Source organism: Methanococcoides sp. LMO-2, assembly GCF_038432375.1.
Taxonomy (GTDB): domain Archaea; phylum Halobacteriota; class Methanosarcinia; order Methanosarcinales; family Methanosarcinaceae; genus Methanococcoides; species Methanococcoides cohabitans.
This window is the reverse complement of record NZ_JBCAUS010000005.1, coordinates 37144-51683: the sequence shown is the minus strand read 5'-3', so window position 1 is coordinate 51683 and position 14540 is coordinate 37144. Positions and strand designations below refer to the sequence as shown.

General features: G+C 45.1%; 11 protein-coding genes and 2 pseudogenes. 12 read left to right on the top strand and 1 reads right to left on the bottom strand.

Annotation, left to right across the window (positions count from 1 at the left end; genetic code table 11):
* Positions 1–206: 206 nt before the first annotated feature.
* Both WOA13_RS07275 and WOA13_RS07270 read left to right on the top strand, forming a co-directional pair.
* The gene (locus tag WOA13_RS07275) at positions 207–1511 is read left to right on the top strand and encodes a Single-stranded DNA binding protein (RefSeq protein WP_342127269.1); all 1305 of its coding nucleotides are present in this window, start codon (positions 207–209) and stop codon (positions 1509–1511) included.
* The gene (locus WOA13_RS07270) at positions 1511–2374 is read left to right on the top strand and encodes an RPA family protein (protein ID WP_342127268.1); all 864 of its coding nucleotides are present in this window, start codon (positions 1511–1513) and stop codon (positions 2372–2374) included. Before WOA13_RS07275 ends, WOA13_RS07270 begins: the two co-directional genes overlap by 1 nt.
* A 55-nt stretch (positions 2375–2429) precedes the next feature.
* Here the strand turns inward: WOA13_RS07270 and WOA13_RS07265 are convergent, their stop codons facing one another.
* The gene (locus tag WOA13_RS07265) at positions 2430–2744 is read right to left on the bottom strand and encodes a DUF6951 family protein (RefSeq protein ID WP_342127267.1); all 315 of its coding nucleotides are present in this window, start codon (positions 2742–2744) and stop codon (positions 2430–2432) included.
* A 334-nt stretch (positions 2745–3078) separates the two neighbouring features.
* Here WOA13_RS07265 and WOA13_RS07260 point away from each other — a divergent pair, with 334 nt between their 5' ends.
* From WOA13_RS07260 to WOA13_RS07215, 10 genes and pseudogenes are all read left to right on the top strand, one after another.
* Positions 3079–3666: a hypothetical protein gene (locus WOA13_RS07260; RefSeq protein WP_342127266.1), complete on the top strand. Its 588-nt coding sequence runs from the start codon at positions 3079–3081 to the stop codon at positions 3664–3666.
* Between the two features lie 218 nt (positions 3667–3884).
* Entirely contained in the window at positions 3885–5507 is a 1623-nt protein-coding gene (locus tag WOA13_RS07255; RefSeq protein ID WP_342127265.1) for a methylamine methyltransferase corrinoid protein reductive activase, read from the top strand.
* A gap of 843 nt (positions 5508–6350) precedes the next feature.
* Positions 6351–7847, top strand: a pseudogene (mttB, locus tag WOA13_RS07250) ([trimethylamine--corrinoid protein] Co-methyltransferase).
* A 41-nt stretch (positions 7848–7888) separates the two neighbouring features.
* Complete coding sequence (locus tag WOA13_RS07245; RefSeq protein ID WP_342127264.1) at positions 7889–8539, top strand: methyltransferase cognate corrinoid protein; 651 nt, start codon at positions 7889–7891, stop codon at positions 8537–8539.
* A 130-nt stretch (positions 8540–8669) separates the two neighbouring features.
* Complete coding sequence (locus tag WOA13_RS07240; RefSeq protein ID WP_342127263.1) at positions 8670–9734, top strand: DMT family transporter; 1065 nt, start codon at positions 8670–8672, stop codon at positions 9732–9734.
* Between the two features lies 1 nt (position 9735).
* Positions 9736–10029, top strand: a complete 294-nt coding sequence (locus WOA13_RS07235; RefSeq protein WP_342127262.1) for a hypothetical protein — start codon at positions 9736–9738, stop codon at positions 10027–10029.
* 12 nt (positions 10030–10041) lie between these two features.
* A complete protein-coding gene (locus WOA13_RS07230) occupies positions 10042–10200 on the top strand; it encodes a hypothetical protein (RefSeq protein WP_342127261.1) in 159 nt (52 codons plus the stop codon).
* 124 nt (positions 10201–10324) lie between these two features.
* Positions 10325–10993 (top strand): dimethylamine corrinoid protein MtbC, encoded by a 669-nt coding sequence (mtbC, locus tag WOA13_RS07225; RefSeq protein ID WP_342127331.1) that lies wholly within the window; start codon positions 10325–10327, stop codon positions 10991–10993.
* 27 nt (positions 10994–11020) lie between these two features.
* Positions 11021–12424 (top strand): annotated as a pseudogene (gene mtbB / locus WOA13_RS07220) ([dimethylamine--corrinoid protein] Co-methyltransferase).
* Positions 12425–12646: 222 nt separating this feature from the next.
* Positions 12647–14482 (top strand): cation:proton antiporter domain-containing protein, encoded by a 1836-nt coding sequence (locus WOA13_RS07215; RefSeq protein WP_331454320.1) that lies wholly within the window; start codon positions 12647–12649, stop codon positions 14480–14482.
* Positions 14483–14540 lie beyond the last annotated feature (58 nt).

Genomic DNA, 14540 nt, shown 5'->3' with positions numbered 1-14540 from the left:
TTTTAAACCTCTTTTCTGTCTTTTATAACTAATTAATTGAATATGCTGTCTTTATCTATCTAAAAATCTATAAATATGTTTGTATACTCAAAATAAACTTCAATAATGTATTTTTGATAATGTCCTTCCCTGAGGATGTGGGTATATCTTATTTATGTGTGTATGGACTAGATTATGTAAACATTTCATACGCGAGGGAATACAGTATGGACGAAAAATTTGCGCCTCATATTGAAGAGTTAACAAGGGCGCTGGGACATGTAAGCAGATCCGTAATAGAGGATGAACTGGAATTGTTGTTAAAGTATCGTGTACCGATCGATGAAGCAAAAAGGTCTGTTCTTAAGAAATTCCGGGATAGTTCTCCTGTTACGAAAAAGGTAAATGATCTTGTCATTGGTGACAAAGGTATAGCTCTTGAGGTCCGTATTCTTGAGATAAATGAGAAAGACGTCAATTTGCGTGGTGAGGCCGCTACTATATTCTCTGGTGTACTTGGGGATGAGACTGGTATGTGCTCATTCACTTCATGGAAGCCGATCTCACTGAACTCCGGGGATGCTGTAAAGATCCTGAATGCCTCTGTAAGGTCCTGGCGCAACAGGGCGGAGGTCAACATCGGGGATCGCTCGGAAGTTGAACTTCTTCAGGATACTGATCTTCCTGATATAAGTGAGCTATCTGAAACTCCTGTAAAAAAACTGAGCGAGATCGGATATTCTGATATGTTCGTAAGTTCGGTGGCTGCCGTGATAGAACTATATCACAGGGAGGTCGATGTAAAAGGACACAACCTTACTATTATAGAGGGGGTACTGGCTGATGAGACCGGAAGGTTGCCTTTTGTTTCATGGTCACTTCTTGATGGTGTTGATATTGGCAGTATCTTACGTTTTGAGGATGCATCGGTCAGCATGTACAGGGGTGTGCCTTCAATACATCTTAATGAATCCACTCCGGTCCGGATCGTAGGTCCTGATGAAGAACTGTCCTTCACTTTTGATTCGGTGAACGTACCACCGGAACCATTGCCTATCAAGGAAGTTCTGCAAAACGAAGGCATGTTCGATGTATCGGTAAAGGGCAACATTGTATCTGTAAGGCCGGGTTCCGGGCTGATAACCCGCTGTCCTGAATGTAACAGGGTAATTATGAAGAATGCCTGTCGCTCCCATGGTGTGGTGGAGGGTATTCAGGACATGCGCATCAAGCTCATCCTTGATGACGGTACCGGTTCTCTTCTTGTGATGCTGAACCGGGAACTTTCCGAGATCGTCTATGGTAAAACACTTCAGGAATGTGAACTGGTCATGGGCAAATCGATGTCTGCAAATGTTGTTTATGATGATATGAAAAATATCCTCACGGGTCGCTATCTTGGTGTGCGCGGGAATACTTCAAGGGTCGAATATGGCGTCACATTTGTAGCAAAATCCGTGTGGGCTCCCTCAGATGATCCTGAAAATAGGATATCTGCACTTTTGGAGCGACTGGAAGGGGTTGAGGTATAATGGTGGAACGTGAAGTTGCATTCCGTATGTTTGCAAAGGAATTGAACGACTCAGGTCTTACGATACATTCTACTATAGATGAGGCGATAAATTCCGAAGGACACACTCCGAATTACCTGCTTACTCCGTTGGGGTCAATGGTGAATCGTGTTTTTATTGTAGGTGTCATTACTGAGGTTGACAATGTTGGCAATGATATTGATACATGGAAGGCCCGCATAGTTGACCCATCAGGTGCTTTCACTATATATGCGGGGCAGTACCAGCCACAGGCAGCTATCTTCCTTTCATCCGTCGAGACTCCTGCATTCGTTTCCGTTGTGGGGAAAGTGCGTGTGTACAAGCCGGATCCGGGGACATCAATTATTTCCCTGAGGCCTGAGGAGATCCACCTGGCCGATGAAAAAATGCGCAATGATTGGGTAATTGACACAGCTGAACTAACTCTTGACCGGGTGGAAGCAGTTTCAGAAATGGTGTCCTCGTGCAAAAGTGTTCCTGACACTTGTGAGTGTATTAAGGACAAGGCGGATTTTTCTGAAATATCCGAAGGAATATGCCTTGCAATTGATAATTATGGTACTGGTTCTGATTACCTGGATGAGATGAGGTCGGTTATTAAAAAGTGCATTGTTTCCATTGAGCTTGCACCTCCCGGTAATGGCGAAAAAGATATGGATGTCGTTGTCATGGAACTGCTGGAAGAGCTTGATGAGGGAAAAGGCGTGGATTATTTACATCTTCTTTCAGTTGCAAAATCCCGAAATATCAATGAAAAAGCAGTGGATTCAGCTGTCAGGTCCTTGCTTGCAAAGGGATCATGTTATGAGCCAAAAATAGGGATTATAAGGCCCATATCATAATTTCCTTCTTTACATCCGGGTGTGCACTATAATATGTAATATTTCCATTTGTCGTTTATTTGAAATCGATGCTAAGGTTTTCTACATCCTTTGCAAGTGTTGCGGAGATCAGCCCCAGCTCGATGTTGCAGGCGTGGAGGATGGCACAGGGTACCAGGCATGTTGCACAGCAGTTTCCTTCCTGTGCTTTAGCTATTACTGCATTTTCTTTTATTCCAAAGAGCTCCATCATTGGCACTTCAAGTTCAGAAATGTTCTTTACTTTTGGGCATTGGGTCTCAACTTTTACCTTAACGTTCTTTCCATCTTTGACCCCACTTATTTTGTGGGTAAAGCCACAAATCCTTGAATTGACTGTGATGTCTGTCATGTTGATCCTCTGTATTGTTAATATTGGACTTTAATTAAAAGTAATACTGGTCTTTATTTTGACAATATGTTATTAATATGATAAACTTTCTATATAAGGGTTTTGTGATATGGGTGCAAAACCAAAAAATCTTTTATCTATGTGGTTTCTGCTCTATTATATTTTCTTTATTCCTTTTCATCTTGTCTTTTTTGGTCTCATTCCTGCTTATTCATCGAAATGTGTTCGATATGCTTATATAAACAAAGTTGAATAGGTACTCTCAATATTATATCTCTTCAAATTGCCTCTGTGATCATGTTAATTTGAACTGACAAGCAGTATAGGGATTACCATGGATAAAGACGAGATTATCAAAACGGTACGTGAAGGATTAGAACAAATGGTCGGTGTTGGTAGGACACTGGTACTTAATGAGGAGGACCGTAAGATCATAGCTCAACTTGAAGAAAAAGCTGACCAGATGACCCTCATGGGGCTTGGCAGGGGTGACAATAAAGGTGTAAAGACCGTTCTTCAGCGTGATGTGATCATACCTTTCCAGACCACAATGGAATATGAGTGGCCATGCGGGCCAAATGTTGTACTTATGCATGATGGCAAGGTAGTTGGTGAAGACATTGATGATGCAGATAAGCTCAAGTCAATGGAGCAGAACAGTGAATGCCTTGTGATCGGTAACATTGTGATATATGACAAGAGTGTCCTGACATCACTTAATTGCAAGTCCGAACCTCTTGTGGTGGTAATGCCTCCTAAGCCATGTGATGATGTTGAGTGTTTACCTCATGTGTGTAACGCTACCCTGGCATCGCCTTCACCTCCGACCGATGAGTATCTTAAGGAAAGGATGGGTCTGGAGAGCGAACATGGCACTGGCAGTTTCCTTCTTGGGTTTGACTTTGAATGTGGATGCGAGTAACTCGTATACTCTTCTATTTTTTTAAGAAATCTTTTTATTGTTTGCTTTCTATTCTTTTCCCATTATATTTCTTATCCTCTCCTGTTAGCGAATGTTAACGCATGTTACGGGGTTTTGTATGGTTTATACAAAGCCCTTATATATCAGTAACTTGTTCTTTTTAGTGTGTATGTCGATTTATTACTGAAATAAAATGTTATGAATCAGAGGTAATCAAAATGTATGGTATTGCATTGGATCTGGGAACAAGTGGTTTTCGTGCTCAATTGATCGACCTGGAAGCTAAGGAGGTTTTAAAGACTGCTATCACTATGAGGCATCCTCTTCCTGGTGGGAACGTTATGGATCATCTGGATTTTGCTATTCAGGTGGGTACTGATCTTGCACATGAGATCATGATGGATACAATTGCCAGGATATTTGAGGAGCTTGATGTTGATACCTCTCTTGTCCGCAGACTTGCTGTTTGTGGTAATCCTATTCAGTTGTCACTTTTCCAGAACATTGAGATCAGGGATCTTGCATATGCAGGTGAGAACAAACAGAGGAAGCTTGGTGTTGAGAACGTTAGTCGTGATGCAAGGGTATTTCCTGCAAGTGAACTGTTCGAAGGCATAGCAGACCTTCCAAATTGTACTGTGATCGTACCTCCTGCTATCAAACATGAGATCGGCGCAGATGCACTTGCCATGATGATCAAGACGGATTTCATGGACAAGGATATTCCTTCCATGGTAACTGATTATGGTACCAATGCAGAAATGGCCATCAAGGTCGGTGACAAGATCATAACCGGAAGTGCTGCAGCAGGTCCTGCTATCGAAGGTCAGGGTATCAGCTGTGGTATGCTTGCCAGTCCGGGTGCAATCTCTGATGTGAATCCTGAGGGTGACTGCTGGAGAGTTACGGTCCTCGATGGGCTTATGAACGAGCGCAAGGGTCATCTTATCGATCCGAAAACCGGTGTCATCACTGAACCTTCTGAGATCGTTGCAAAAGGTGTGACCGGAACAGGTGTCATTGCTGCACTTTCACTGGCAATCGAGTCCGGTATTATTACTAAGATCCCGGAGATCCCTGGGGGCAAACTTATTCTCGGGGATAAGATCGAGATCAATGAGAAGGATATTGAAGAGGCAGGAAAGGCAATTGGTGCTATCAGGGCTGCCCAGCTGACCCTTATGCTGGCAGCTGGTGTTGAGTATAAGGACCTCGAGTTCATGTATATGGCCGGTGCAACCGGTGCATATGTAAATGCGGATAAGGCAAGAAAGCTTGGTTCATGTCCAAACTTTGCACACAATATTGTACAATTTGGTAACACTTCAGTTGCTCTTGCAAGGGATCTGGTGATGGATGAGTCCAAACTTGACGAGGTTATCGAGGTGGCAAAGAAGATCAAGGCAGATCACCTTATGATGGCTACAAGTACTGAGTTCTCAAACATCTATGTGTGTGAGCTTTCCTACTGGACTCAGGGTATGCCTCTTGATATGTACAACCAGATGCTTGAAATGTATAATCTTCCTTCTCTTCCAGAGACCTATGAGAATCCGGGTATTGAGAAGAGGGTTGCAAAGGACATCGATGAGGTGGGTAAGGAAGGCCTGAAGATCGTCAGCGATCTTGGAATTATCATCGAGGAAAAGGCACAGGAATGTATACTTTGTCACAAATGTGAAGAGGAGTGCCCTGAGGATGCCATTACTATAATCGAACGTGATGGTGAGATATTTGCTAACTATAATAGTGAAAGATGTCTTGGTACGAGCTGCAGACGGTGTGTTTCAGTCTGCCCGGTGGATGCGATCCATTACAAGACCATTTCCATTAAGGAATAAGCCTGCCTCTGGTATGGCTGCATATCTTCTCTGCCGCCCGCGAGTCAGGGCGGCATTTACTTTTCTTATTTAAGGCTTTTGTTGAATTCTTCTTCTTTTTTTTCAAAATTTGGTCTTTTGGAAAAATGGTGTTATGCTGGCAACAACACATCAAATTTAATGCACCTGTCAATTGGCACATGTGTATACTATAATATCAGGAGCAACTTTTCTTGTGTTATTTTGGCCACAATTTTCATATATTTTATACCAGCGGCTTATGATCGTGTTTTCTGGCAATAATTGCGAATTGTTACTGTTCTGATTCGATGGGCAATTAATCTTGATTTGCCAGTATGGCAAAAAAAAAATGTGTGTATTTCATCCAAATTTTGTCCTTTTCAGGACATTGTATTAGATATATTTTTTGTTGGCCTGACCAGCAAATATATATACGCGTGTTGAAAACAGGGTATTATCAATTAAATCGAATGTGTACATTACAGCATTTTGTTGGCAAGTCCGGAATGTGTCCTGGTGGTACAGGTCTCTTGTAGATATGTACCCGGGGTTTGATACCGGTTTTCACAGATGTTGCAGTGTGCCATGTGAGATACAATAATGGATGGTTGCATGCTCTCCTGTACGAGGCTTGCACTGATGTGCGTTTTGCAATCCTGTTCATTCGTGTTTCATGTCGATGGAATTAATTGACATTTCCGAACACATCTGTTTGCCTGATGGGCGATCTGCCTTCAAGGTCCCTCCGGATGTATTGGAACTGCCAGAATTATGGGCGGCAACATTCAGGTTGAATGGTGCAGGCCTTACTAAAAAAAGACAAATAAAGGAGTTGTAAAGAAAATGGCATATAGCGAAACTTTTTACCCAGCTAGATTCCCACTTCAGGGTGTCCAGTTAGAATTGTTCTCCGAAGATGACATGAGAGCAATCCACTACGCTTCAATGGAAGTTTTCCAGAACCCTGGTATTCAGGTATCTGATGCAGACGCAAGGGCAATCTTCAAGGAAGCTGGCTGTGAAGTCGATGAGAAGACCCAGGTCGTAAAGATCCCAGAGTTCCTTGTAAACAGGGCACTTATGGACGCACCATCCAGATTCATGCTCTACGGTCGTGACAAGAAGAACACCGTCGACATGGAGCACAAGGGTAAGGTCCACTGGATTCCTTTCGGTACCGGTGTCAAGATGTGCAACTACGTCGCACCAGGTAAATACGAGACAGTCGACTCTGTTGAGCAGGATATTGCAGATACCGCAAAGGTCTGTGACTACCTCGACGGTTTCAGCTACTTCTCACTTACCGTTTCCGCAAGGGACTGGGCAGGCAAGGGTATGCAGGATGTCCACGAGACACTCACACCTCTCGCAAACACAACAAAACACTTCCACCACATCGACCCTGTCGGTGAGAACGTCGAGTACTACAAGGGAATTGTCGACGCATACTACGGTGGCGACTCCGAGGAAGCTCGCAAGAAGCCAATCTTCTCCATGCTTCTCTGCCCAACCAGCCCACTCGAGCTCAGTGTCAACGCATGTCAGGTCATCATCAAGGGTGCTAAATTCGGTATGCCAGTAAACGTACTCAGTATGGCAATGTCCGGTGGATCCTCCCCAGTATTCAGGGCAGGTACACTCGTTACACACAACGCTGAGATCCTTGCAGGTATCGTACTTGCACAGCTCGTCCAGCCAGGTGCAGCAGTATTCTACGGTAGCTCAACCACAACCTTCGACCTGAGAAAGGGAACCGCTCCAGTCGGTGCACCAGAACTCGGTCTTATCAGCGCTGCAGTCGGTAAGATGGGTCAGTTCTATGGCCTTCCAACCTATGTTGCAGGTACCTAGGCAGATGCTAAAGTCCCAGACGGACAGGCAGGTCACGAGAAGACAATGACCACACTTCTTCCAGCATTCGCAGGATGTAACACCCTCTATGGTGGTGGAATGCTTGAGCTCGGTATGACCTTCTCCCAGGAGCAGTTCATCATCGATAACGACATCATCAAGATGACAAAGTCCGCAATGCGTGGTGTCCCAGTAACCGACCAGACCCTTGGTGTACCATCTATCCAGAAGGTAGGAATCGGTAACAACTTCCTTGCACACAAGGAAACCAGGAACAACATCGGTATTGTATCCGCTCCAGACATCTTCGACAGGGACATGTTCGGAGACTGGGAAGCAGCAGGTTCCAAGGATATCGCAACCGTCGCACACGAGAAGTATGTCGACATCATGAAGAACCACGAGGTAAAGCCAATTGCAGCTGACCTCTTAAAGGACATGCAGGCAATCGTTGACAAGGCAGATGCTGACTTCAGAGCCAGCATGTAAATTGTTCAACAATAATTTACAAAAATAAAGGAGTTTTAAAAATGGTATCACAGGATGAAATTAACGCAAAAGCAAAAGCTGCTGTCATGGATTTCGATGACGAGGCAGTAGAAGAGATTTGTGAAGAAGCAGTCGATGCAGGTGTCGATGTAGTATCCCTTATTCAGGATGGTCTTACCGCAGGTATGAACGAAGTCGGTGACCAGTTCGAGCAGGGTACACTTTTCCTTCCACACGTCATTGCAGCATCCGAAGCAATGAGCGCTGGTGTAGCAGTCCTTACCCCTGTCCTTGAGGCACAGGGAGCAGAGGCTAAGAACAAGGGAACAATCGTCATCGGTACCATCGAGGGTGACATCCACTCCATCGGTAAGGACATTGTCGCAACAATGCTCAAGATCGCTGGATTCAAGGTCGTTGACCTCGGAAGAGATGTTGCAATCGGTACATACGTCGATGCAGTCAAGGAACACAAGCCACTCGTGATCGGTTCTTCCGCACTCATGACCACCACAATGGTCCTTCAGATGCAGGTCGAAGAGCAGCTCAAGGAAGCTGGTGTACGTGACACCGTAAAGACAATGGTCGGTGGCGCACCTGTTACCCAGGACTGGGCAGACAAGATCGGCGCAGACATCTACGCTGAGAACGCAACAGACGCTGTCGTTAAATGCAACGCAGCTGCTGAGTAAATCTGCTTTGGAAGAACAGTGGAGTGTTCGTAAGAACCCTTCACTGTACTTCTTTAAGTAAATTGGAGTCGTATAGAATATTACTTGTGTCAATTATTATCATTATAAAAGAGTTGGAGGAGGAGTTAATTTGGACATAAGAGAGTTAAAGAAACTAGAAAATAAAAGAAAGATGAACAAGGGTTATATGTGGGCCCTTTTCTGTGCAATCCTATGGGGTATTTGGTATATTCCAGGTACAATTATCTGGGCATTACCTCCATTCGATGCAATGTGGATCAACATCGCTGATCCTACAGGCGCAGGAACATATGAAAACGGTACCGCTGCAACGCTTGTGGTCGCTGTCCTTATTTCCGCATTCAATGCGTTAACTGTTATCCTTGCACTTCTGTTATGGAATGGTGTGCTCGGTAAGTTCGGCGAAATGTCAAGGACATTGAAAGAATTCCACCCATGCAGTAAGTGGTTCTTCCTTGCATCAATCTTCGGTGGACCTATGGCTATCCTTGGTTCATTCATCGCTATTGGATTCATTGGAGCAGGATTCGCAGCAGTCGCTGCTTTGTTGTACCCTGTGATCGGTTCCATCCTTGCAAGACAATGGTATGGTGAACAGATCTCCAAGAGAGCCTGGGCAGGTATCTTTGTTATCATTATTGGTGGTCTAACCATCTTCGTCGGTGGAGCAATCGCTGAGATTTCCGCTGGTAGTATCAACTATATTGGATACGTCGGTGGTCTGATGGCTGCACTCGGATGGGGTATTGAAGGCGCAATTGCTGGTAAGGGTCTTGACATTGCAGAGCCTGATGTAGGTATTACAATCAGATTCCTTGGTGAGAACCTTATCTGGTGGATCATCCTTGTACCTGCAGTCGCACTTGCTGGATATCCAATCTTTGAGTATGCAATTCAGGCATTCAACCCACTGTCAATACTGGTACTTGGATTCGCAGGTATCACATTTGGTTACTGTTATGTCTCCTGGTACAAGTCATTCCCACTCATTGGTGTCGGAAGAGGTCAGGGTATTGGTAACCTGTACGGTCTTTGTGCTGTGATCTTCATGTACCTGTTCCTTGCACAGGTTCCAGCATGGACAGTACTTGTCGGTGGTGCACTTTGTGTCCTCGGTAGCTTTGTAATGATCTCTGAAGAAACAGGTGAAGCAGAATCTCTGAGAGGTGAGTGAAATGGCACAACGTCCAATTAAATTTAGGTTACTTGAGCTATTCTCTGATGAGAAAGAGCACTGGAACAATGAGATAGTCACACAGGTCCAGAAAGAGTACAACATGAACAGCAATTTCGGTAGGGATTCGATCAACTTCGATATCCTTGAGCTTGCTTCAGGTGGTATGCTCAAGTCTGTAGAGTCAAAGGTTGATGAGGATGGCGTATACAAGAAAGGCTTCCTCTTGCACAAATATGTGATCACTGACTTCGGAAAGGTTCGTGCATCCGATGCATGCCTGGAGTACGTATAAGGAGGTTTGATTATGGGAGCAATGAATGACTTTATGGTAGGTTACTATGGCGAAGGTTTCGATATGACCATGGCCCCTATACCGGCAGCAGAATACACCTGGATGGTTGCAATCGTTGTTATTGCATTGATTGCATTATGGCAGGCAAGGACATTTGTGTCCCAATTCTAAGGACGCAAAACACAAAATATATATATGTAGTTGGACTTTTGGGTAAGCACCGGGATAAGTTGCCGGGGGTACCCGCCAACTACATTTCCATTTTCTATAGGTCCTTTTTCGGGATCATCATAGAATTGTTTTCAAAGGAGGTTGTAAAACGACAAACGAAGAATTATTCAAGACACTATCCGATGCGGTAGTAAGTTGCAAGAAAGATGATGTAGTAGCTGCAGTAGAGAAGGCAAAGGGCCAGGCTCCAGCAGTAGAACTTATCGACAATGGTCTTGCAGCAGGTATGAACGAAGTCGGTGTCCTCTTCGAGAGAGGAAAGCTTTTCCTTCCACACGTCATGATGGCAGCTGACGCAATGACTGCTGGTGTAGAAATGCTTCAGGATGAACTTGCATCCGGCGAAGGCGCAGGCTCCAAACTCGGTGTAATTGTCAACGGTACCGTCGAGGGTGACGTTCACGACATCGGTAAGGCAATCGTATCAACAATGCTCCAGGCAGCAGGTTTCGAAGTCCACGATATCGGAAGGGATGTCCCACTCCAGAACTTCATCGACAAGTGCAAGGAAGTAGATGCTGACATGGTCGGTCTTTCCGCACTTATGACAACCACACTTCAGGGCCAGAAAGATGTTATCGAACTCCTCAAGGAGAACGGTATGAGAGATGGCATTAAGGTCATGGTCGGTGGCGCACCAGCAACAGATGCATGGGCAAAGAAGATCGGCGCAGACTGCTATGCAGAAAATGCAAGTGAAGCAGTAGCAAAAGCAAAAGAGCTTCTCTTATAAGTTCATCAATTAATTTAAGGTGTAAACATGGCAACAGAATATTCCCTTAGAATGGGCGATGGTGCAAAGATCTTCATGAACAAGGAAGACATCATGGCTGACATCGAAGCAGGTTGTGCAGATGCAGCAGACCTTGGTGACATTGCAGCACTTTCCGAAGATGAAATGGAGAAGATGCTCGAGATCATCATCAACCCTAACAGGATCGTTGGTGTAGAGCCAGGTATGGAAGTTCCTGTAACCCACGATATCGGTGCAATCAGGATCGATGGTGACCAGGGTAACAGCGGTGTAGGTATTCCTGCAAGCAGACTTGTCGGTTCCATGATGCACGAGCGTGCATTTGGTGCAGACACAATGGAACTCGGTCACATCGACTACAGTTTCAAGCCAGTCAAGCCAGTTATCGCACAGGAACAGCAGACAATGGAAGTTTGCCAGCAGAACATGGTTATCCCTATGCTCTACGGTGCAATGCCAAACATGGGTCTGTACTACACTCCTGATGGTCCATTCGAGAACCCAGGCGACCTCATGAAGGCTTTCAAGATCTCTGAAGCTCAGGAATCCATCCAGAAAGCTGGTGACCACGGAATCCGTGACATGACCTGGATCATGCAGAGACTTATGCACGTCGGCTGTGACGGTGTCAACTTCGATACCATCGGTGCAGCTGGTGACGGTGACGCATACGCTTCCTTCTACTCAATCGAAGCACTCAGGAAGGAATTCCCTAACATGTACATCAACGCTGGTATGGCAGGAGAACTTGTTCTCGGTATGCACGGACAGCTTGAGTATGATGGTACAGTTCTTGCAGGTCTCTGGCCACACCAGCAGGCACCACTTGCAGCAAAGGCAGGAGCAAACACCTTCGGTCCAGTATGTAACACCAACACAAGCAAGACCTCCGCATGGAACCTTGGTCGTGCAGTTACATTCATGAAGGCAGCTGTTGAGGCATCTCCAATTCCATGTCACGTCGATATGGGTATGGGTGTCGGCGGTATCCCAATGCTTGAGACACCACCAATAGATGCAGTAACCAGGGCAAGCAAGGCAATGGTCGAGATCGCAGGCGTCGACGGTATATAGATCGGAGTCGGTGACCCACTCGGTATGCCAATTGCACACATCATGGCTTCCGGTATGACCGGTATGAGAGCAGCTGGTGACCTTGTTGCAAGGATGCAGTTCACAAAGAGCATGAGAATCGGCGAAGCAAAGGACTACGTTTCAAAGAAGCTCGGTGTAGAGAATGCTGACCTTTCAGACGAGTACGTCATGAGGGAAGTCAGGGAAGAGCTCGACATCGGTGTAATCACCTCTGTACCAGGCTGTGCAAAGGGTATTGCAGCTAAGATGAACATCGAGAAGCTCCTCGGCATCAACATCAACTGCTGTGACAAGTTCAGGGAAACCATCGCATAAATTCAATAAGTGGACCGGCTTTATCCCGGTCTACATTTCTTCTTTTTGAAATAGCTTTTTCACTCTGTTTATACCTTGTATGGTATGCATTCTGCAGAACTATAATTCCACTGATAACTTCTGTCAGTGTTTAGTTTTGAAAAACAATTTATATTTTAATGGCGTTATTTACACAACGTTATTTAGGTTTGTACATAATTGACAGCCTTCAGGAGACTGACCGTGGAATCATCTATATACTTATTGCAGATCGCACTTGCTGTATTGGTAATGAGCCTGGTGGCCCAGAGTCTGAGCAAATTGTTCAAGATGCCTGTTCTTATCTTCCTTCTGATCGAAGGTATCATCATTGGACCGGAGGTGCTCGGAATATTGGACCCTACTCTTCTTGGTGAGGGGCTGACAGCTATCGTTTCGTTATGTGTGGCAGTTATTGTTTTCGACGGTGGCCTTCATATTGATATAAAATCAGTGAGGTCTATCCAGCAGGGTGTTGTCAGTCTAATCTCTGTAGGCGTTATAATTACCTTTGTATGTGCGACACTCTTTACCCATCTGATAGTTGGTCTTCCTCTGGAGATCTCTGCTGCATTTGGTGCCCTGGTGACCGCAACAGGTCCGACAGTCATAACTCCTGTTGTAAGGCAGGTGCGTGTAAATCACAGGGTAAGCAAAGCACTTGAACTTGAAGGTGTGCTTAACGATGCTGTGTGCGTGATACTGGCAGCACTTGTTTTTGAGGTCATAATTTCCGGACTAACAGGGTTTGAGGTAGTTGGATTTTTGCTCTACAGGGCTCTACTTGGTCTTATCATGGGTGCAGCAGGAGGCTTTTTGCTTACCCGGTTCCTGTCTCATTCTGTCCTTTCGGAACAGGTCGTCCGTTTTGTGACACTTACATCCGTAATAACGGTCTTTGTCATAGCAGAGTCTTTGGGTAATGAATCAGGAATTCTTGCAGTAGCCCTGTTCGGTATTATTGTAGGTACTTCCAATGTTCCTTACAAGGCAGCGCTGAAGGAATTCAAATCAGACCTTGTGGTCATGATGCTTTCTTTGATATTCATTCTACTGGCTGCGATGCTGAAGTTCGAGGACATCTTCAGGATAGGCGCTGCCGGAATTGTTGTTGTATTGCTGCTTATATTCTTTGTCAGGCCACTTGCTGTGTTCGCCAGTACTGCAAGGACTACCTTCAGGACGAAAGAGAAGCTCTTCATATCATTTGTAGGACCACGTGGTGTAGTTCCTGCATCCATTGCAACCTATTTCGCTATCAAGCTAAATGGTCTAAATATGGCTGGCGGGCAGGAACTTGTTGGCCTGGTATTCCTTACTGTAATTATTACTGTGTTCATGACAGGTTTCCTGTCAAAATATGTGGCTAGATTTTTAGGAGTGATCCCTATGGAAATTCTTGTAGTAGGTGGCGGAGAGGTCGGAAGGATACTCTCTGAAAGGTTCGAAAAGAGGGGGGAGAATGTAATTGTCATTGAATCCTCTGAAGAGAACTGCCAGCGTTTGATGAAATCCGGAATACGTGTGATACACGGAGATGCCGAAGATGTAAACGTACTTAAGAAAGCAGGCATCGAAAATGCAAAGTATGTTATTGCAAGCACTGATCAGGACAACACTAACCTTCTGGTCAGCCAGATAGCCAAGACCAAGTTCGGCTTCAAGGAAGACCAGATAATTGCCAGGGTAAACAACATGGAGAACCTCCATGCATTCTGGGACCTTGAGATTCGTGCTATGAGCCCTGCGATGAGTACCGCTCTTTTCCTTGATAATATGGTGGGAAGGCCGCACATGTTCTCCATGTGTGAAGTTGGCGAAGGAGGGGACATCCTTGAAGTAAAGGTAACGAACCCGAAGGTTGCCGGCAAGGCCATCAAAGAGCTGTCACTTCCCGAGGACAGCCTTTTGCTTATGGTCAGAAGGGGCGAGGAATCATTCATTGCGAACGGAAACCTTGTGCTTGAGTTCGATGATATGGTGACCGTCATAGGGGAAGGGGATGCTGCAAAGATCGTTGCAGACCTGTTGGGACGATAAGTAAGGTGAATACTTTCACCTTGCTAACTTTAGTTTTATATAGCTATGAGGAGTATCT